This window comes from Rhizobium sp. WYCCWR 11146, from assembly GCF_013591995.1.
Lineage (GTDB): Bacteria > Pseudomonadota > Alphaproteobacteria > Rhizobiales > Rhizobiaceae > Rhizobium > Rhizobium indicum.
This window is the reverse complement of record NZ_JACCEY010000019.1, coordinates 169490-188384: the sequence shown is the minus strand read 5'-3', so window position 1 is coordinate 188384 and position 18895 is coordinate 169490. Positions and strand designations below refer to the sequence as shown.

Below are 18895 nucleotides of genomic sequence, written 5' to 3'. Positions count from 1 at the left end.
CATGGACGCGAACCGGGACACTTTCGAGACGAGGCTGAAGAACAACGCCCGCGACATCGAGGCGCTGCTCGACGCATTGCTTTCACCGAGTGCCCTTTCCGATGAAATCGCCAGGCCCGAGACGCTGCGCGATGCCATGCATTATGCCGTGCTGAACGGCGGCAAGCGGCTACGCCCGTTTCTCGTCGTCGAAAGTGCAGCCCTTCTCGGCGGCGACGCCGAGGCGGCACTTCGCGTCGGCGCCGCTCTCGAATGCGTCCACTGTTATTCCCTCGTGCATGACGACCTGCCGGCCATGGACGATGACGACCTGCGCCGCGGCAAACCGACGGTACACATAAAGTTCGACGAAGCGACGGCGATCCTCGCAGGCGACAGCCTGCTGACCTACGCCTTCGACATCATCGCCGCGCCGGAAACGACCCTTGCCGATACGAGCAAGGCATCGCTGGTGCTGGCCCTTGCCCGCGCAGCCGGTCTCGGCGGCATGGCCGGCGGCCAGGCGCTCGACCTCGCGGCGGAAAAGCAGGCCCCCGACGAGGCCGGCATCATCCGCCTGCAGGCGATGAAAACAGGCGCGCTGATCCGCTTCGCCTGTGAAGCCGGCGCCGTCATCTCGGCAAGCCCGCCGGAAGATCGTCGCCGCCTGCGCGCCTTCGGCGAAAAGATCGGCCTTGCCTTCCAGCTTGCCGACGACATTCTCGACCTGACCTCGGATGCGGCGACCATGGGCAAGGCGACCGGCAAGGATGCGGCCCGCGGCAAGGGAACACTCGTCGCCCTGCGCGGCATGGAATGGGCCGAGACCCAGCTCCGTGAGCACGTCCGCGATGCCGAAGCGCTGCTTGCTCCCTACGGCGCCCGTGCCTCAATTCTTATTGCTGCGGCGCATTTCATCGCCGACCGGAAGAACTGACCCCAGCAGGTCAGGCCGCCAGTATCTCTTTGAGAGCGGAAACCAGACGGGCACACTCTTCATCCGTGCCGATGCTGATCCGCAGGAAGTCCGAAATACGCGGCTTGGCAAAATGCCGGACGAGAACGCCGCGCTCCCGCAGGGCGGCTTGAAGCGCTGCCCCCGAACGGCTTTGGTGCCTCGCGAAAACGAAATTCGCCTGCGACGGCAAGACCTCGAAACCCAAAGCTCCAAGTTCAGAGATGAGGCTTTCCCGGCTGGCGATGATGTTCCTCCGGCATGTCTCGAACCACGCCTCGTCCTTGATCGCCGCCGTCGCGGCAAGCTGCGCCAGACGATCGAGCGGATAGGAATTGAAGCTGTCCTTGACCCGCTCCAGCGCCTCGATCAGCGGCCGCTGCCCCAGTGCTAAGCCGATGCGCAGACCGGCAAGCGAACGGGACTTCGACAGGGTCTGGATCACCAGTAGGTTGGGATAGGTTGAAACGAGCCCGGCGGCGCTCTCGCCGCCGAAATCGATATAGGCCTCGTCTATGACGACGACCGCATCCGGATGGGCGGCAAGAAGTGCCTTTATCCCGGTGAGCGGCAAGCCGATGCCGGTCGGCGCATTCGGATTGGGGATAATGATCGCGCCGCAGGGCCTGTTGTAATCTTCCAGCCGGATGCGAAAGCCGTCATCGAGCGGAATTTCGACAGCATCGACACCATATAGCAGGCTATAGGTCGAATAGAAGCTGTAGGTCACATCGGGATAGAGCAGCGGCTGTTCGTGTTTCAACAGCGCCTGGAACGTATGGGCGAGGACCTCGTCGGAACCGTTGCCGACGAACACTTCCTCCGCCGTCAGGCCGAAGCGGGCCGCGATCGTCTCGCGCAATTCCGTGGCAGTGGGATCGGGATAGAGCCGCAGACGATCGTCCGCCGCTTCCCGGATCGCCTCGAGCGCCTTCGGAGACGGCCCATAAGGATTTTCGTTGGTATTGAGCTTGACCAGGCCGGGAATACGCGGCTGCTCTCCCGCGACATAGGGCCGAAGCTTGCTGACGATGGGCGACCAGTACTGGCTCATCCGAATTTGCGGGCGTTCATTCCGCCGCCGTCCGCTGGCCGAAACGCTTCTCGATATAGTCGACAACAAGCGCCTCGAAATCGGCGGCGATATTGGGACCGCGCAATGTCAGCGCCTTCCGGCCATCGATGAAGACGGGGGCGGCCGGCGTCTCGCCGGTGCCCGGAAGCGAAATGCCGATATCTGCATGTTTGCTTTCGCCCGGCCCGTTGACGATGCAGCCCATGACGGCGACGTTCAGCGCCTCGACCCCAGGATATTTCTCGCGCCAGACCGGCATGTTCTTGCGGATGTCGTTCTGGATGTTCTGGGCAAGCTCCTGGAACACCGTCGACGTCGTGCGTCCGCAGCCCGGACAGGCCGCAACGACAGGTATGAACTGGCGGAAGCCCATGACCTGCAGGATTTCCTGCGCCACCTGGACTTCGCGCGTGCGGTCGCCGTTCGGCTCCGGCGTCAGCGACACGCGGATCGTATCGCCGATGCCGTGCTGCAGCACGAAGCCCATCGCCGCCGACGAGGCGACGATGCCCTTGGTGCCCATGCCGGCTTCGGTCAGGCCGAGATGCAAAGCATGATTGGAGCGTTCGGCGAGCATGGAATTGACGGCGATCAGGTCCTGAACCTGGCTGACCTTGGCCGACAGGATGATGCGGTTGCGCGGGAGGCCGATTTCTTCGGCAAGGGCCGCCGACAGCAGCGCCGATTGCACGATCGCCTCGCGCGTCACCTGCCGGGCCGAAAGCGGCGATCCGGCTTCGGCGTTCCGGTCCATCAGCGCCGTCAGCAGATCCTGATCGAGCGAGCCCCAATTGACGCCGATGCGCACCGGCTTGTCATAGCGGATCGCCATCTCGATGATCTCGGCGAACTGCTTGTCCTTCTTGTCCTTGAAGCCGACATTGCCGGGGTTGATGCGGTATTTCGCCAGCGCTTCGGCACAAGCAGGATGATCGGCGAGCAGCTTGTGGCCGATATAATGGAAGTCGCCGATCAAGGGCACGTCCATGCCGAGGCGCAGCAGCCGCTCGCGGATCTTCGGCACGGCGGCCGCACTCTCGTCGCGGTCGACGGTGATGCGCACCAGCTCCGACCCCGCCCGGTGGAGGGCGGCGACCTGCGCGACGGTGGAATCGATATCGGCCGTATCGGTGTTCGTCATGGATTGCACGACGACCGGCGCCCCGCCGCCGACGATGACGCCGCCGACATCGACGGCAACGGAAGCGCGGCGCGGTTTCGGATCAAAATCGGCGGCTGAAGACATGGAGAGTTCTTGCACCCCTAAAAACAGTGCTTTTCAGGTGGATCAAGGCCGACTGCTTGTCAACCGCCCCTGATATCACTTTTGTTGGGAAGTGGCTCAGTGACCGCCTCCGGCGGTCTCATCGGCATAATGGGCCAGGTTGGACAGCAGCAGAACGACGAGCAGCAGCGCCGGCAGCGCCATGAAAACGACGGCAAAACCGATATGCTCGGCGACGAAGCCGATCAACGATGGCGCAACCAGCATGCCGGAATAGCCCATGGTGGTGACCACCGAGATGCCGATGCCGGGCTTGAGTCCTGGAATATTGCCCGCCGCCGAGAAAGCGATCGGCACCATGTTGGAAATGCCGATACCGCAAAACGCAAAGCCCAGGATGGCAAGCTCGGCATTGGGCGCCAGGCCAGCAAGCAGCATGCCGACAATGGCAAAAAGCGTGCAGATCCGCAGCGTCTTGACGCCGCCCAGACGGTCGCGCACCAGGTCGCCGCCAAAGCGCATGATTGCCATGGTGGCCGAAAAGGCTGCGAAACCAAGACCGGAAAGTGCCACGGACGCATCCATTTCCTGCCGAAGATAGAGCGCGCCCCAGTCGAGAACAGCACCTTCCGGCACCATGCTGAACAGCGCCATCAATCCGAGCAGCCACGGCAGCGGCACCATCGGCAGCTTCGTCTTTTCCTTCTTGGTGTCGGGATGCGGCGGATCCGCAAGGATCATCGGCCAGGCGACGGCAAGGAAGATTGCCGCCAGCACCGTCGCCAGTTGCGCATGGCCGAGAATGCCGAGCTTGGAGATCACGATGCCGCCGAGACCTGAGCCGATCAGTCCGCCAAGGCTCCAGAAAGCGTGGCAGGACGACATGATGGCGCGGCGCATGGATTTCTCGACCGACACTGCATTGGCATTCATCGCCACGTCCATTGCGCCGATGAAGCCGCCGAACAGGAAGAGCGAGATTGCCCCGGTGAGCACATTTGGCGCCAGCGTCAATGCCAGCAGCAACGGCAGCACGCAGACGGCCAGGACCTGAACGACGATGCGCGAGCCGTGTTTGGCAATCTGCGCACCGGCGATCGGCATCATGACCAGCGAGCCGACGCCGAAGACCAGGATCATCAGCCCTAGCTCGAACTTGGTCAGCGCCAGGCGCTCGGCAAAATCCGGGATCTTCGGCGCCCAGCAGCCGACGACAAAACCATTCATAAGAAAGAGCAGGGAAACCGCCGCCCTGCTTCTGGTAATGAAGCCGCTCCGGGCTCCCGGCGTACTCACATGACTATCCATTTCCGGTCTTCCTCATTGCCGGGCTTTCACCCGCCCGGTTTCCCTAAACTCTATGACGTCGCCTCAGTTCGTTTTCTCGGCGAGAACAGTTCTGCATCCGCGCTCGCGGTAACGGGCGAGAATGGCCGGATCGGCATCGTGCTCGACGACCAGGCATTCGCAATGGGCAACCGGCAGGATGCTATGGGGGGCGGCAGTGCCGAATTTCTCCGAGGTTGCAGCCACCAACACTTGTCTGCTCCTGGACGTCGCAAACCGCTTGAACTCCGCATCCTCGAAGCCGAACACCGTGATGCCGGCTTCGAGATCAACCCCGCAGGCGCCGAGAATGCAGAGATCGGGCGAAATCTGTTCCATATCCCGCAAGGCCTTGGCGCCGAGCGAACCGCCCGTCTGCCGGTCGACCATCCCGCCGATCAGAATGACGTTGACGCCAGGCTTGTCGATTAGCGCCGCGGCAATCGCCGGCGCATTCGTCGCAGCCGTGAGTGCAAGTTCGGCCGGTAATGCGTTGGCAATCGCCAGATTGGTGCTGCCGGCATCGAAGAACACAGTCGAACCGGCGGCAATCTGCTTTGCCGCTGCGCGCGCCAGCGCCTGTTTCCGGTCAGCGGCAAAGCCGATGCGTTGCGTCAGGCTTCCATGCGCCGGCGAGACAGGCAATGCACCGCCATAAACCCGCTCGCAGAGCCCTGCCGCTGCCATCTCCCGCAGATCCCGCCGCACCGTATCCTCGGAGACACCGAATTCGAGCGCCAACTCCGTCGCCAGCACGCGGCCGTTCAGCCGCAGCCTCTCGGAAATCACGCCTTGGCGCTCTCGCAACAAAAAATCCTGCATGTTCCTACCGGGTCCGTAGCTTACGAATTAGAAACGTGCATAAACGCTTATAATCATGCAGGCAATATGCACGATCACACGTTTTCTGACGTTCGGAAACAAAGCTGCATCACCAGAGCGAATATGCCCTATTGACCGGTCCGAGAGGCGGGAATATCGATTGATCATTCCCGATTCCCGCCGGCATATCCGCCACCTGGTGCGTTCTCCCCGTGAAAAACTCCGTCAGCCTGGGCATCCTGCTCACGACCGTCGCCTATATGGCGTTCACCTTCCATGACGCGATCATCAAGGTCCTGGCTTCAAGCATTCCCGTCTGGCAGATCCTGTTTTTCCGCAGTCTCACCATCCTCGTCGGTTGTCTCGCCTATGGTCGCGGCAAGCTCGTCCGTCAGACGATGACGTCGCCGATCATCAAGCCGATGATCGCCCGCAGCATCCTTCTTCTCTGCGCCTGGCTTTCCTATTATTCCGCCGCAAGCCGCCTGCAGCTTGCCGAAGTGACCACGCTTTATTACGCCGCGCCTGTCGTCGGCACCTTGCTTGCCTGGTTCATCCTGAAGGAGAAAGTCACGCCGGCGCGTTGGCTGGCCGTCGGCGTCGGCTTCGTCGGCGTCCTCATTGCCTGCAATCCGATCGGCCTCACCATCTCCTGGCCGGTCTATCTGGCGCTTCAGGCGGCTGTGCTCTGGGCCTCAGCCATGGTATTGCTGCGCAAGACCTCGCTGCACGAGAAGACGATTATCCAGCTCGCCGTTTCCAACGTCTTTTTTCTTGCCATGACCAGCATTGCCGTTCTCTACACTTGGCGGACACCCGATATGACGCAGCTCGCGCTCCTCATCGCCACCGGCGTCGTTGCCGGCTGCGCGCAGTTCGCCCTTTTCGAAGGCATGCGCCAGGCGCCCGTCTCCGTGCTTGCGCCATTCGAATATAGCTCTCTCATCTGGGCCTTCCTCCTCGGTTATCTGATCTGGGCCGATATCCCCACACCCAATGTGGTCGTCGGCGCGGCGATGATCCTCGGCGCCGGATTGATCATCATCGTCAGCGAAAAACTGCGCCGCCGCATCACCGCCTGATGCCTGTTTCTGCAGGTTTCATGGTTCGAGCGGCCGTTTGAGAAAAATATTTGCAGTTGCTGCTTTTATTCGCAGTTTTCTACGCTTCCGGCGCCCTAATTTTCTGCAAACTATCTCCACCCGATGACAACCTCCCAAGGATGGATAAAACAATGAACTGGTTGAAAACCGTAGCCGCTGCTGCGCTCATTCAGGCCGCAGCCCTCCTGCCTGCCCATGCCGGTGAAAACCTCGCCGCCATCAAATCGGCCGGCGTCTTCAAGATCGGCACCGAAGGCACCTATGCGCCCTTCACCTATCATGACGAAAGCGGCAAGCTTGTCGGCTTCGATGTCGAGATCGGCGAAGCGATCGCCGCCAAGCTCGGCGTCAAGGCCGAGTTCGTCGAAGGCAAGTGGGATGGCCTGATCGCCGGCCTCGATGCCAAGCGCTACGACACCGTCATCAACCAGGTCGGCATCACCGAAACCCGCAAGCAGAAATACGATTTCTCCGAGCCCTATATCGCCTCCAAGGCCGTGTTGATCGCCCGCGACGGCGACGACAGCATCAAGTCCTTCGCCGATCTGAAGGGCAAGAAGGCCGCCCAGTCGCTGACCAGCAACTTCGGCAAGCTCGCAACCGAAGCCGGTGCCGAACTCGTCGGCACCGACGGTTTCGATCAATCGATCCAGCTGGTGCTGACCAAGCGCGCCGACGCCACGATCAACGACAGCCTCTCCTTCCTCGACTTCAAGAAGCACAAGCCGGACGCGCCGGTGAAGATCGTCGCCGAGCAGGAAAACGCCGACTATTCCGGCGTCATCATCCGCAAGAACGAGCCGGAGCTTCTGGCCGAAATCAACAAGGCGCTTGCCGACATCAAGGCCGACGGCACCTACAGGAAGATCGCCGACAAGTATTTCGGCCAGGACGTTTCGAAGTAAGCCCTGACACCAGCGGTTTCCCACTGCCGTCATATCATTTATAGCTGCATGGAAAAGCGTTCGGCGAAACCTCGCCGGACGCGTCTTTTCTTGAGGAAATGCCCTTGCCGCACTGGCTCCAACTGATGGCGGATTCGCTTCCCTCGCTCCTCTGGGCAGGGCTGATCTTCACCATCCCCTTGACCCTGCTTTCCTTCGCGTTCGGCCTGATCTTGGGCTTGGCCACCGCAATCGGACGTCTCTTCGGCCCAGAGCCAGTTGCAGCCATTGCCCGCTTTTATGTTTGGGTCATTCGCGGCACGCCGCTGCTCGTGCAGCTCTTTGTCATCTTCTACGGCCTGCCGAGCCTCGGCATCCTGCTCGATGCCTTTCCGGCCGCCCTCATCGGTTTCACGCTGAATATCGGCGCCTATAGCTCCGAGATCATCCGCGCCGTCATTTCCTCGGTACCGAAGGGCCAGTGGGAAGCCGCCTATTCGATCGGCATGAGCTGGCGCCAGGCGATGAGCCGCACCATCCTGCCGCAGGCGGCCCGCGTCGCCGTGCCGCCTTTGTCGAACACCTTCATCTCGCTGGTCAAGGATACCTCGCTTGCCGCCGCCATCACCGTGCCGGAGCTGTTCCAGGCCGCACAGCGCATCGTCGCAACCACCTATGAGCCGTTGATCCTCTATATCGAAGCGGCGCTTGTCTATCTCGTCCTGAGCTCCGTCCTCTCGCAGCTGCAGGTGCGGCTGGAACGCCGCTTCGCGCGGTACGGCGGCATGCTGGAGGCAAATGCATGATCGAGCTTTCCAACATCGAAAAACGCTTCGGCGACGCCGTCATCCTCAAGGATATCAGCATCCGCATCCCCGAAGGCAGCGTTACCGCGCTCGTCGGTCCTTCCGGCGGCGGCAAGAGCACGCTGCTGCGCTGCATCAACCTGCTCGAAATTCCGACCGCCGGCTCCATCCGCCTCGGAGAGGAAACGCTGGCCTTTGCACCGGGCAAACGAACGAGCTGGCCGGCGATCCAGAAGATCCGCCGCCAGACCGGCATGGTCTTCCAGAACTTCCAGCTCTTTCCGCATCAGACCGCGATCGAGAATGTCATGGAAGGCCTGGTGACGGTGCTGAGATGGCCGAGGCCAAAAGCTCGCGAGCGTGCGATGGAATTGCTGACCAAGGTCGGCATGACCCACAAGGCCGATGCCTGGCCTTCGACATTGTCGGGCGGCCAGCAGCAGCGCGTCGCGATCGCCCGCGCACTGGCGCCGTCGCCGCGCGTGCTTCTGTGCGACGAGCCGACATCCGCCCTCGATCCCGAGCTTTCGGCCGAAGTGGTCGATGTGCTGGGCAAGCTTGCCAGCGAAGGCACGACGATGGTGATGGCGACCCACGATCTCCGGCTCGCCTCGAAGATCGCCAATGACGTGGTTTTCCTGGAAGCCGGCAGGGTGGTGGAAACTGGCAGCGCCAGAGCAATCTTCAGTGCGCCGGAGCGCGAACGCACCAAACGTTTCATCTCGACGATCAACGCCGCCCATACTTACGATATTTGAGCCAATGCCGGGATGCGAACATCCCGGCATGGCTGGAACTCCAATCAGGAGGCCGTGACGACCGAGCGCGCCGCCTTCAGCGCATTGCCCCACCAGGTGAGCTGGTCGAGCTGGTTCTTCGCCGCTTCGTTGAGATGCGCGTAATCGCTGAGGCTCTTGCCTTCCTTGAGGACGCCGAGATATTCGCCAAGCGCGATATGCACGCCCGTTTTCACCGAAGCCGCACCCATTTCCACGAAGATCAGCCGGAGATGCTCGACCGCACGTGCGCCGCCGACGCCGCCGTAACCGACGAAGCCGACCGGCTTGTGGATGAACTCGCCGAGGTCGATGGCGTTCTTCAGAACCGCCGTCGGAGCGTGATTGTACTCGGCAACGGTGAAAATGAAGCCGTCGAATTCACGCAGCTTCTTTTTCCAGCGTTCTGCCGTCTCGCTTTCAGCGGTCGTGGCACGCTGCTCACCGAAAAAATGCATGGGGTATTCGAGCAGGTCGAGAACCTCGACCTCGATGTCCTGGCGCTCTGCGGCGATAGCGGCAATCCACTTGGCCGGATGCTCGGCAAAACGGCCAATACGCGTGCTGCCGACGATGACGGCAATCTTCAACTTGCTCATGGATATCATTTCCTGATTGGTCTTGGGGGCGGATGGTGGGAGCGCAAGTTTATGAGAAAGCCTCCGCGCCGGGCAAGGCGCGAAGGCTTCGGAAAATCAGCTTTTTGACAGGCCGATCGTACACAATCGAGTGAAGGGAGCCCGCTCGCAAAGTCGGCTGACGGACACCTTTGCGAAGACGGCAGCCCTTCAGCCTGCGTAGACGACGAGCAGGTCCTTGGCATCGATCTGATCGCCGGCCCGTACCAGTACTTCGGAAATAGTCCCATCCTTTTCCGCATGCAGCGCCGTTTCCATCTTCATCGCCTCGATGGAGACGAGCACGTCGCCGGCATTGACGGCCTGGCCGGGCGAGACGAAGACACGGCTGATGACACCCGGCATCGGCGCGCCGACATGAACGGCATTGCCTGGTTCGGCCTTGCGGCGGACGGCGGCACCCGTCGCCCCATGGGCCCGGTCCGGCACCTTGATGCGGCGCGGCTGGCCGTTGAGCTCGAAGAAGATGGTCACCATGCCTTGGCTGTCGGTGGCGCTCATCGCCTGGTTGACGATGACGAGCGTCTTGCCGCGCTCGATATCGGCAAACAGCTCCTCGCCATCCTTGAGACCATAGAAATAGGCGGGCGTCGGCAGCACCGAGACCGGGCCGTAGGTATCTGAGGCGAGCGCGAAGTCGGTGAAGACCTTCGGATACATCAGGTAGGAAGCAAATTCGAAGTCGCTGACCTCGCGCTCGAGTTTCGTCTCGATGACTTTACGCTCCGCATCGAGATCGGCCTCCTTGAGCAGCGAGCCGGGGCGCACCGTATAGGGCTTGTCACCCTTCAGCGCCTTCTTCTGCAGCGCTTCGGGCCAGCCTGACGGCGGCTGGCCGAGATCGCCCTTCAGCATCGAGACCACCGATTCCGGGAAGGAGACTTCCTTGTCGGGGCTGACGACGTCGGCAACAGTCAGGTCCTGGGACACCATCATCAGCGCCATATCGCCGACGACTTTGGAAGACGGCGTCACCTTGACGATATCGCCGAACATCTGGTTGGCGTCGGCATAGGCCTGTGCCACCCGATGCCAGCGGGTCTCGAGGCCGAGCGAGCGGGCCTGTTCCTTGAGGTTGGTGAACTGGCCGCCCGGCATTTCATGCAGATAGACTTCGGATGCCGGGCCCCTCAGATCGCTTTCGAAGGCGGCATACTGGTTACGCGCCGCTTCCCAATAGAAGGAGATGCGGCGGATCCATTCCGGATCGAGGCCCGGATCGCGCTCCGTACCGCGCAGCGCCTCGACGATCGAGCCGAGACAGGGCTGCGAGGTATTGCCGGAAAGCGCATCCATGGCGGCATCGACGGCATCGACGCCTGCATCGACGGCGGCAAGAACGGTCGCGGCCGCAATACCCGATGTATCATGCGTGTGGAAATGGATCGGCAGGCTGGTCGCCTCGCGCAGCGCCTTGAACAGAACCTTCGCAGCCGCAGGCTTGAGAAGGCCCGCCATATCCTTGAGCGCGATGATATGCGCGCCTGCCTTCTCGAGCTCGACCGCGAGGTCGGTGTAGTATTTCAGATCGTATTTCGGACGGGCCGAGTTCAGGATATCGCCGGTATAGCAGATCGCCGCCTCGCAGAGCTTGTTCTCCTCGGCAATGGCATCCATCGAGACGCGCATATTCTCGACCCAGTTCAGGCAGTCGAAGACGCGGAAGAGATCGATGCCGCCCCTGGCCGCCTGGCGGACGAAATATTTGACGACATTATCGGGATAATTGGTGTAGCCGACGCCGTTGGCGCCGCGCAGCAGCATCTGCAGCAGAAGGTTCGGCGCGCCCTCGCGGATCAGCGCCAGGCGTTCCCACGGATCCTCGGTCAGAAAGCGCATGGAGACGTCGAAGGTCGCGCCGCCCCAGCATTCGAGCGACAGAAGGTTCGGCAGCGCATGCGCATAGGTGTCGGCAATGCGGGCGATGTCATAGGTGCGCATGCGGGTGGCGAGCAGCGACTGGTGGCCGTCGCGCATCGTCGTGTCGGTCAAAAGCACGCGCTTCTCGTTGCGCATCCATTCGCCGAATTTCTTCGGGCCGAGCGTGTCGAGGAGTTGCTTCGTACCATCCTTGACCGTATTGCCGTTGGCGTAGGGAACCACCGGCTCGGCAGCATTTTCCAGCGGCCTCGGCCTGTCCTTGGCCTCGGGATGGCCATTGACGGTGACGTCGGCGAGATAGGTCAGAAGCTTCGTGGCGCGATCCTGGCGCTTGACCTGCTGGAAGAGTTCCGGCGTCGTGTCGATGAAGCGTGTCGTGTAACTGTTATCCCTGAACTTCGGATGGCCGATGATCGCTTCGAGGAAGGTCAGATTGGTTGCCACGCCGCGAATGCGGAATTCGCGCAGCGCCCGGTCCATGCGGGCGATCGCTTCGGACGGATTGGGCGCCCATGCCGTGACCTTGACGAGAAGCGGATCATAAAAGCGGGTGATGATCGCGCCCGAATAGGATGTGCCGCCATCGAGGCGGATGCCGAAACCGGACGCCGAGCGATAGGCGGTGATGCGGCCGTAATCCGGAATGAAATTATGCTCCGGATCTTCCGTGGTGATGCGGCACTGCAGCGCATGGCCGTTGAGACGGATATCCTCCTGGCGCGGCACGCCCGATTCCGGCGTGCCGATCGCAAAGCCGTCGAGGATGTGGATCTGCGCCTTGACGATATCGATGCCGGTGACGACTTCGGTCACCGTATGCTCGACCTGGATGCGCGGATTGACTTCGATGAAGTAGAATTTGCCGGTATCGGCATCCATCAGATATTCGACGGTGCCGGCGCCGATATAATTGGTGGCGGCCGCGATCTTCAGCGAATAGGCGGCGAGTTCCTGGCGCTGCGCCTTAGAGAGATAGGGCGCCGGCGCGCGCTCGACGACCTTCTGGTTGCGGCGCTGGATCGAGCAGTCACGCTCGAAGAGATGCACGACATTACCATGCGTATCGCCGAGAACCTGGCTTTCGACATGGCGGGCGCGCTCGACGAGCTTTTCCAGATAGACCTCGTCCTTGCCGAAGGCCGCCATCGCCTCGCGCTTGGCTTCCGTCACCTCGCGGGCGAGATCCTTTGGATCGCGGATCGCGCGCATGCCGCGTCCGCCGCCGCCCCAGGAGGCCTTCAGCATGACAGGATAGCCGATCCCCTCCGCCATCTTCGCCACTTCGGCCATGTCCTCCGGCAACGGCCCGGTGGCCGGCACCACGGGAACGCCGACCGAGATCGCCAGGTTGCGCGCTGCGACCTTGTTGCCGAGCTGGCGCATTGTATCGGCCTTCGGGCCGATGAAGATGATGCCGGCCTTGTTGCAGGCATCGACGAATTCGGGGCTTTCCGACAGCAGGCCGTAGCCGGGATGGATGGCATCGGCGCCGGAGAGTTTGGCAACGCGGATCACCTCCTCGATCGACAGATAGCTCTCGATCGGGCCCATGTCCTTGGAAAGATGCGGGCCGCGGCCGACCTGGTAGCTCTCGTCCGCCTTGAAGCGGTGCAGCGCCAGCTTGTCCTCCTCCGCCCAGATCGCCACGGTTTTTATTCCAAGCTCGTTGGCCGCGCGGAACACGCGAATGGCAATTTCGGAGCGATTGGCAACGAGAATCTTGGAAATGGGCAAAACGGTCTCCTCAGACGTTCAGACGCGGGAATGCTGCACCCGCGAAGGAAATTCTTAACTTCTTGTCACAGAAAGTTCAATTTATCTTGCGACTGCGAAATGCAATTTTTCGACATGCTGAAGCAATTCCAGGAAAAGTGCGAAGCGGTTTGCGTCCGGAGTTGCGTAAAAATAAAAAGCAGAGCGGTTTCGCTTCGATGAGAAGCGGAATTGCTCTAACTTATCAGGCCATGACGGAAGGCAAGCGCTACCGCCTGCTGCCTGTTTTTCGCCTTCAGCTTGTCCTGCAAGCCGTTCATATACCAGTCGACGGTGTGGTTTGAGATCTTCAGCATCTTGCTGATCTCCATCGAAGTCATGCCTTCGGCGAGATAATGCAGGATTTCCATCTCGCGCCGCGTCAGCGGCGTGTCGGCCGGCAGCACGGTTTCCAGTGCCTGCGCCTCACCTTTCAGATCGAGCAACCGCCAGAAGGCCTTGCGCGCCACCGCCTCCAGCAATGCGATTTCCACCGGCGACAGCTCGATCGGCTTGCCGGCGAGACTAAGGCTGGCGAGAATGCCGTTGCGTCCGTGGATGGGAAAGATGTAGCCATCCTCCAACCCGTGCCCGAAGGCATCGACCATCATCTGCTCCATGCGGCGATGATAGGCGTCCTTGCGGAATGCCGCCATCGCCTCCCGCCAGCGGAAAGGCCGCTGCGCATGAGCGAGATAGCGCACCATCGGATCGATCAGAGCATATTTTTTCGCGGTATATATCTGCGGCCATTGTTCCGGCCAGCGGCCGGCAAGCGCCGCAGCCCAAGGCTCCGGATTCTGCTGCATCGGGGTCTGCGGCAAATGGCGTGGCAGACCGTAATATTCGAAGCCACAACCGTGGAGGATCTGCTCCAGCTCGGTGACGACAGCTTCAGGATTTGAGCATTCTTCCAGAATTACAAGCAATTGAATTAACGAATTAATATTCACAAAAATGCCCCTTGGCCGGACCTGATGCCCGCATGAGGCCGTCGGCGGCTGGTCAAACTGGTCGCGAAACGGTCTTCAATAAATGCAGTCTGTAATTTAATGCTGCGCTAAACATTTAATAAAATGCAAGCGCAAATTGTTGCCAGATATAGCCGAACGGCAATTTCGGCGCCATGGCCATCTCGTCGCATCCTGCGATAGTATGATCGTATTAATCATCACATCGGTTGAAGCCTGAATACTCCGTTAATCGCCCGTTCAGGTAGCCTTTTGTAGCATCGCATCATCCCGTTTTCGCAGATGCACAAGAGGTTCGACGTGACGCTATTTAAGGTCTATGCAAGGGCTCTGCGCTATCTTGGCGCCTACAAGCTGCGCGTATCCCTGGTCGTTGTCGCAAACATTGTTCTTGCGACGATCACTATCGCGGAGCCGATCCTGTTCGGTCGCATCATCGATGCGATTTCGGGCAAGGGTGAGGTCAAGCCCATCCTCTTCATGTGGGCGACTTTCGCCGTCTTCAACACCATTGCCTTCGTTCTGGTGGCCCGCGAGGCCGACCGGCTAGCCCATGGCCGGCGGGCGACGCTGTTGACGGAAGCCTTCGGCCGCATCATTTCCATGCCGCTTGGCTGGCACCATCAGCGCGGCACCTCCAACGCGCTGCATACATTGCTGCGCGCCTGCGAAACGCTGTTCGGCCTCTGGCTGGAATTCATGCGCAACCACCTGTCGACGGTTATCGCGCTTGCCCTTCTGATACCGACCGCAATGGCGATGGACATGCGCCTTTCCGCCGTGCTCATGGTGCTTGCCATCGCCTACTGGCTGATCGGCCGCGTCGTCATGAGCCGCACCAAGGACGGTCAGGCTTCGGTCGAGAACCATTATCACACCGTCTTTTCGCATGTCAGCGACTCGATCAGCAACGTTTCGGTCCTGCACAGCTATAACCGCATCGAGGCCGAAACCAGGGCGCTGAAATCCTTTGCCGACCGTCTGCTCGAAGCCCAGTATCCGGTGCTCGACTGGTGGGCGATCGCCAGCGCACTGAACCGCATGGCGTCGACCATCGCGATGATGGTGGTCCTGATCATCGGCACCATGCTCGTCCAGGCCGGCCAGCTGCGCGTCGGCGACGTCATCGCCTTCATCGGCTTTGCCAATCTCCTGATCGGCCGTCTCGACCTGATGCGCCAGTTCGCCACGCAGATTTTCGAGGCCCGTTCCAAGCTCGAGGAATTCTATGCGCTGGAAGACTCGGTGCGTGAACGTGAAGAGCCTGCCGGCAACGGCGAGATCAAGGACGTCAAGGGTTCGATCGAGTTCCGCGACGTCTCCTTCGGCTTCGGCAACAGCTCACAGGGCCTGCACAACGTCTCCTTCTCGGTGAAGGCAGGCCAGACGGTCGCGATCGTCGGCCCGACCGGCGCCGGCAAGACGACGCTTGTCAACCTGCTGCAGCGTGTCTACGATGCCCAGGGCGGCAAGATCCTCGTCGATGGCACCGATATCACCAAGGTGACCCGCAAGTCGCTGCGTCGCCACATCGCCACCGTCTTCCAGGATGCGGGCCTGCTGAACCGTTCGATCAGCGACAATATCCGCCTTGGCCGCGAGGGCGCCAGCGAGGAAGACATGCGCCGTGCGGCCGAAGCCGCCGCCGCCGCCGACTTCATCGAGACGCGTGAGGATCGCTACGATACGCATGTCGGCGAACGCGGCAACAAGCTCTCCGGCGGCGAGCGCCAGCGCATCGCGATTGCCCGCGCCATCCTCAAGGACGCGCCAATCCTGGTGCTCGACGAGGCGACCTCGGCGCTCGACGTCGAAACCGAAAACCGCGTCAAGGCCGCAATCGACAATCTGCGCCAGAACCGCACCACCTTCATCATCGCCCACCGCCTGTCGACGGTCCGCGAAGCCGATATGGTGCTCTTCCTGGATGACGGCCGTGTCGTCGAACAGGGCAGCTTCGACGAACTCAGCCACAGCAACGGCCGCTTCGCCGCCCTGCTGCGCGCCAGCGGCATCCTGACGGACGAAGAGGTCCGCAAGGCCCATACGACCGAAGCCGCCTGATCGATTTGGGTTCAAGATAAAGGCCGGAAGGGTAACTCCTTCCGGCCTTTTTGTTTGCTCTGGGGCTGAGGACAGATCGACATTCAGGATTCCCAAATCGGTTGATCACTGATTCATAGGGTACCGTGTGCAGCACGGAGGCCTTTGATGGGCGTGAAGCGATACGAGTTGAACGAGGCGCAATGGTCGAGAATTGCGCCTTTGTTGCCAGACAAATCCAGTGATCCGGGTCGAACGGGAGTAGACAACCGGACGTTTGTGAACGGGTGTTTGTGATACTGCGCTCGGGCGCGCACTGGCAGGACCTGCCGGAGCGCTACGGCAAGTGGAAGACGGTCCACCGCCGGTTCAGTCGCTGATGCCATGCCGGCGTATGGGAGCGGGTCTTTGATGCCCTCACTGCTGACCGGGACAATCGGTACTTAATGATCGACAGCACCATCATGCGTGCCCATCAACAGGCTGCGAGCGGAAAAGAGGGGCCAAGGATCAGGCGCTGGGGCGTTCCAAAGGTGGACTGACGGTCAAGGCCCATATGCCGATCGATACGCTCGGGCGTCCCCTGCTCTTTACCTCGATGGCCGGCAAGGTCGCGACATCACGCAAGCTCAATAACGAGACAGCTCAAGCCATCTGGGGCGATAAAGCCTATGACAGCAATGCCTTGCGCAACGATCGCAAAGATGGAGGCCGAGGCAGTTATAGCCTCAAACCGTTCCCGAAAACCGAGAGACGGTGTCGCGCCCTGCCGGGCATCTCTCCGCCAAACCATGCCGACCTCCCGAGAAATCATCGCGGAAGTGTCAGGCATGTCTCCGAACATCTGCCAGGTATGTATCAAGACCGACACCTGTGGGGGAGATGCCCGGCAGGGCAGAGGGGGTAACACACGGCACAACATCTCCGCTCCAACCCACACGATTGATCACCCCGCCGATCTTCCCTATCCTTCGCCAGTCAACGGAGCATAGGGAGAAAACCCATGAAGGTCCTGCGCATCGTCGCCAATATCCAGGCAGCGGATATCACCCCGGCCCGGCGCTTCTATCAGGATATCCTCGGTCTTGACGTCATCATGGACCACGGCTGGATCACGACGTTCGGCGCCGCACGCTCAATGAACATTCAGCTCAGCATCGCCAGTGAAGGCGGTTCCGGAACGGAGGTGCCCGACCTCTCGATCGAAGTCGATGACCTCGATGCTGCTTTCGCGGCGATGTCGGCTTCAGGCTTTCCGATCGAGTACGGCCCGGCCGACGAGCCTTGGGGCGTCAGGCGCTTTTATGTGCGCGATCCCTTCGGCAAGCTGGTGAACATCCTCGTCCATAAAAATTGAGCCGGCGGCCATCGGCCACCGGCTCCTTCATTTCGGGAAAAATCCGAGCCCTATTTCCGATCGTTCCGGCGATAGGCATTTGCCGTTCCGCCAATGCGGACCGGAACGGGGATGGTGGCGGTATCGGTGACAAGTTTCCCCTTGACCTTGCCCTGCTGGCGTTTGCGCTCGAGATAATAGGCATAGGCGAATTGTATCGCGATCCCTGCAATCACGAAGAGCGGACCGACCAGTTGGTCCTTGTTGGTGATGTAGAGCACCACCTGGCCGATCATGGCGAGGATCGTGCCGGCGACGAAGATGTTCAGCGAATGGCGGCCGAGGATCGTCAGCGGATGGTCCACAGGACGGCGCAGGATACGCGAGAGCGCGGGGATGCTGATAACGAGATAGGTCAGCGCCAGTACATGCAGCAGCCGCGGCAGCGACAGGAAGGTCTTGTCGAAACCGGTGATAACAGTCGGCAGGCCGAGTGCTGCCAGCGAGTTGCCGAAAATCCAGAGATGGCCGGTCACCCAGACGAAGGACAGCACGACGTAACCGGCAGCGGCCGTCAGCAGCAGCGGATGCTGCCGGATCGTGCCGCCGCGCTTGATATGCAGCATCGAGACGATGCCGATCGAAAATAGGAACTGCCAGGAGAGCGGATTGAGGAACCAGTAGCTCTCGATCAGCATGTTGTGCGGCGCCACTTCATAGATGCCCGCAAGCAGCCAGACCGTGGCCGATACGCCGAGCGCCAGCCAAGGGCTGCGCGCATTTAAGAGCAGGATAATAGGCACCATCAGCATCAGCGCGCCGTACATCGGCAGGATATTGTTGTAGCCGATCTGGTGGCCGAGCAGGAGCAGTGCCGGAATGCCTTCCTTCAGGTTCATCAGAACCGCCAGGATATTGATTTCAACCAGCAATCCCGGCCGATGGAACAGCCAGGCACCGCAGATGAAGAGCGCCAGCGTCATGAAGGTGGTGATCATATGGGCGAGGTAAAGCGTGAAGGCGCGCTTTACCGCCTTGATCGCCACCGTCAGCCGGCTCCCCGGCTGGAAGCGGCCCCCATAGGCAAGGCCGACGGCAATGCCCGAGATCAACACGAAGGCCTCGGCGGCATCGGAGAAACCGAAATTCTTCGTCGTCACATATTCGAAGATCTGTCCGGGAACATGATTGATGAAGATCATGATCAGCGCCACGCCGCGCAAGACGTCGAGCCTCGTGTCACGCACCGGCGCAGCTGCGGATAGGGAACTGCGCCCCGTGAAGATGGCTTCGGTCGGCGTGCTTGCCATGGGTTTCTCCTTA

The 18895-nt window shown here is 61.0% G+C and carries 15 protein-coding genes and 1 pseudogene; 8 read left to right on the top strand and 8 right to left on the bottom strand.

The features are described 5' to 3' along the window. Position 1 precedes the first annotated feature (1 nt). Positions 2–916: a polyprenyl synthetase family protein gene (locus HX899_RS14090; RefSeq protein WP_181292700.1), complete on the top strand. Its 915-nt coding sequence runs from the start codon at positions 2–4 to the stop codon at positions 914–916. A gap of 10 nt (positions 917–926) precedes the next feature. On the opposite strand, the gene hisC is transcribed toward HX899_RS14090, so the two are convergent. From hisC to HX899_RS14070, 4 genes are all read right to left on the bottom strand, one after another. Further along, positions 927–1988, bottom strand: a complete 1062-nt coding sequence (gene hisC / locus HX899_RS14085; protein WP_181292699.1) for a histidinol-phosphate transaminase — start codon at positions 1986–1988, stop codon at positions 927–929. A gap of 16 nt (positions 1989–2004) precedes the next feature. After that, complete coding sequence (ispG, locus tag HX899_RS14080; RefSeq protein ID WP_171378240.1) at positions 2005–3255, bottom strand: flavodoxin-dependent (E)-4-hydroxy-3-methylbut-2-enyl-diphosphate synthase; 1251 nt, start codon at positions 3253–3255, stop codon at positions 2005–2007. 96 nt (positions 3256–3351) lie between these two features. After that, the gene (locus tag HX899_RS14075; RefSeq protein WP_181292698.1) at positions 3352–4542 is read right to left on the bottom strand and encodes an MFS transporter; all 1191 of its coding nucleotides are present in this window, start codon (positions 4540–4542) and stop codon (positions 3352–3354) included. Between the two features lie 63 nt (positions 4543–4605). Beyond that, complete coding sequence (locus HX899_RS14070; RefSeq protein WP_181292697.1) at positions 4606–5382, bottom strand: DeoR/GlpR family DNA-binding transcription regulator; 777 nt, start codon at positions 5380–5382, stop codon at positions 4606–4608. Between the two features lie 212 nt (positions 5383–5594). On the opposite strand from HX899_RS14070, the gene HX899_RS14065 reads away from it, so the two are divergent. From HX899_RS14065 to HX899_RS14050, 4 genes are all read left to right on the top strand, one after another. Further along, positions 5595–6464 (top strand): DMT family transporter, encoded by an 870-nt coding sequence (locus HX899_RS14065; protein WP_181292696.1) that lies wholly within the window; start codon positions 5595–5597, stop codon positions 6462–6464. A gap of 152 nt (positions 6465–6616) precedes the next feature. After that, positions 6617–7390, top strand: a complete 774-nt coding sequence (locus HX899_RS14060) for an amino acid ABC transporter substrate-binding protein (protein ID WP_181292695.1) — start codon at positions 6617–6619, stop codon at positions 7388–7390. Positions 7391–7494: 104 nt separating this feature from the next. Continuing rightward, positions 7495–8175, top strand: coding sequence for an amino acid ABC transporter permease (locus tag HX899_RS14055; protein ID WP_181292694.1), 681 nt, complete (start codon positions 7495–7497; stop codon positions 8173–8175). Next, positions 8172–8933, top strand: coding sequence for an amino acid ABC transporter ATP-binding protein (locus HX899_RS14050; protein ID WP_181292693.1), 762 nt, complete (start codon positions 8172–8174; stop codon positions 8931–8933). The genes HX899_RS14055 and HX899_RS14050 overlap by 4 nt, the downstream gene beginning before the upstream one ends. 44 nt (positions 8934–8977) lie before the next feature. Here HX899_RS14050 and HX899_RS14045 read toward each other — a convergent pair whose 3' ends face one another. The 3 genes from HX899_RS14045 to HX899_RS14035 all read right to left on the bottom strand — a co-directional run bounded on the left by HX899_RS14045 (position 8978) and on the right by HX899_RS14035 (position 14175). After that, positions 8978–9550 carry an NADPH-dependent FMN reductase gene (locus HX899_RS14045; RefSeq protein WP_138331911.1) on the bottom strand — a complete coding sequence of 191 codons (573 nt, stop codon included), beginning with the start codon at positions 9548–9550 and terminating at the stop codon, positions 8978–8980. A gap of 189 nt (positions 9551–9739) precedes the next feature. Further along, positions 9740–13204, bottom strand: a complete 3465-nt coding sequence (gene pyc, locus HX899_RS14040) for a pyruvate carboxylase (RefSeq protein ID WP_181292692.1) — start codon at positions 13202–13204, stop codon at positions 9740–9742. Positions 13205–13419: 215 nt separating this feature from the next. Then, the gene (locus HX899_RS14035; RefSeq protein ID WP_181292691.1) at positions 13420–14175 is read right to left on the bottom strand and encodes a LuxR family transcriptional regulator; all 756 of its coding nucleotides are present in this window, start codon (positions 14173–14175) and stop codon (positions 13420–13422) included. Between the two features lie 318 nt (positions 14176–14493). On the opposite strand from HX899_RS14035, the gene HX899_RS14030 reads away from it, so the two are divergent. The 3 genes and pseudogenes from HX899_RS14030 to HX899_RS14020 all read left to right on the top strand — a co-directional run bounded on the left by HX899_RS14030 (position 14494) and on the right by HX899_RS14020 (position 17593). Continuing rightward, the gene (locus HX899_RS14030) at positions 14494–16257 is read left to right on the top strand and encodes a glucan ABC transporter ATP-binding protein/ permease (protein WP_181292690.1); all 1764 of its coding nucleotides are present in this window, start codon (positions 14494–14496) and stop codon (positions 16255–16257) included. Between the two features lie 263 nt (positions 16258–16520). Continuing rightward, a pseudogene (locus HX899_RS35660) lies at positions 16521–16616 on the top strand (transposase); the annotation flags it as partial. A gap of 623 nt (positions 16617–17239) precedes the next feature. Beyond that, positions 17240–17593 (top strand): VOC family protein, encoded by a 354-nt coding sequence (locus tag HX899_RS14020; RefSeq protein WP_181292688.1) that lies wholly within the window; start codon positions 17240–17242, stop codon positions 17591–17593. Positions 17594–17643: 50 nt separating this feature from the next. On the opposite strand, the gene HX899_RS14015 is transcribed toward HX899_RS14020, so the two are convergent. After that, on the bottom strand, positions 17644–18882 hold the full coding sequence (locus HX899_RS14015; protein WP_181292687.1) for an OpgC family protein: 1239 nt from the start codon (positions 18880–18882) through the stop codon (positions 17644–17646). Between the last annotated feature and the right edge of the window lie 13 nt (positions 18883–18895).

Bases quoted from the DNA above. Each gene is read 5' to 3' on its own strand.
- HX899_RS14090 (WP_181292700.1), top strand. From the start codon at position 2: ATGGACGCGAACCGGGACACTTTCGAGACGAGGCTGAAGAACAACGCC.
- hisC (WP_181292699.1), bottom strand. From the start codon at position 1,988: ATGAGCCAGTACTGGTCGCCCATCGTCAGCAAGCTTCGGCCCTATGTC.
- ispG (WP_171378240.1), bottom strand. From the start codon at position 3,255: ATGTCTTCAGCCGCCGATTTTGATCCGAAACCGCGCCGCGCTTCCGTT.
- HX899_RS14075 (WP_181292698.1), bottom strand. From the start codon at position 4,542: ATGGATAGTCATGTGAGTACGCCGGGAGCCCGGAGCGGCTTCATTACC.
- HX899_RS14070 (WP_181292697.1), bottom strand. From the start codon at position 5,382: ATGCAGGATTTTTTGTTGCGAGAGCGCCAAGGCGTGATTTCCGAGAGG.
- HX899_RS14060 (WP_181292695.1), top strand. From the start codon at position 6,617: ATGAACTGGTTGAAAACCGTAGCCGCTGCTGCGCTCATTCAGGCCGCA.
- HX899_RS14050 (WP_181292693.1), top strand. From the start codon at position 8,172: ATGATCGAGCTTTCCAACATCGAAAAACGCTTCGGCGACGCCGTCATC.
- HX899_RS14045 (WP_138331911.1), bottom strand. From the start codon at position 9,550: ATGAGCAAGTTGAAGATTGCCGTCATCGTCGGCAGCACGCGTATTGGC.
- HX899_RS14020 (WP_181292688.1), top strand. From the start codon at position 17,240: ATGAAGGTCCTGCGCATCGTCGCCAATATCCAGGCAGCGGATATCACC.
- HX899_RS14015 (WP_181292687.1), bottom strand. From the start codon at position 18,882: ATGGCAAGCACGCCGACCGAAGCCATCTTCACGGGGCGCAGTTCCCTA.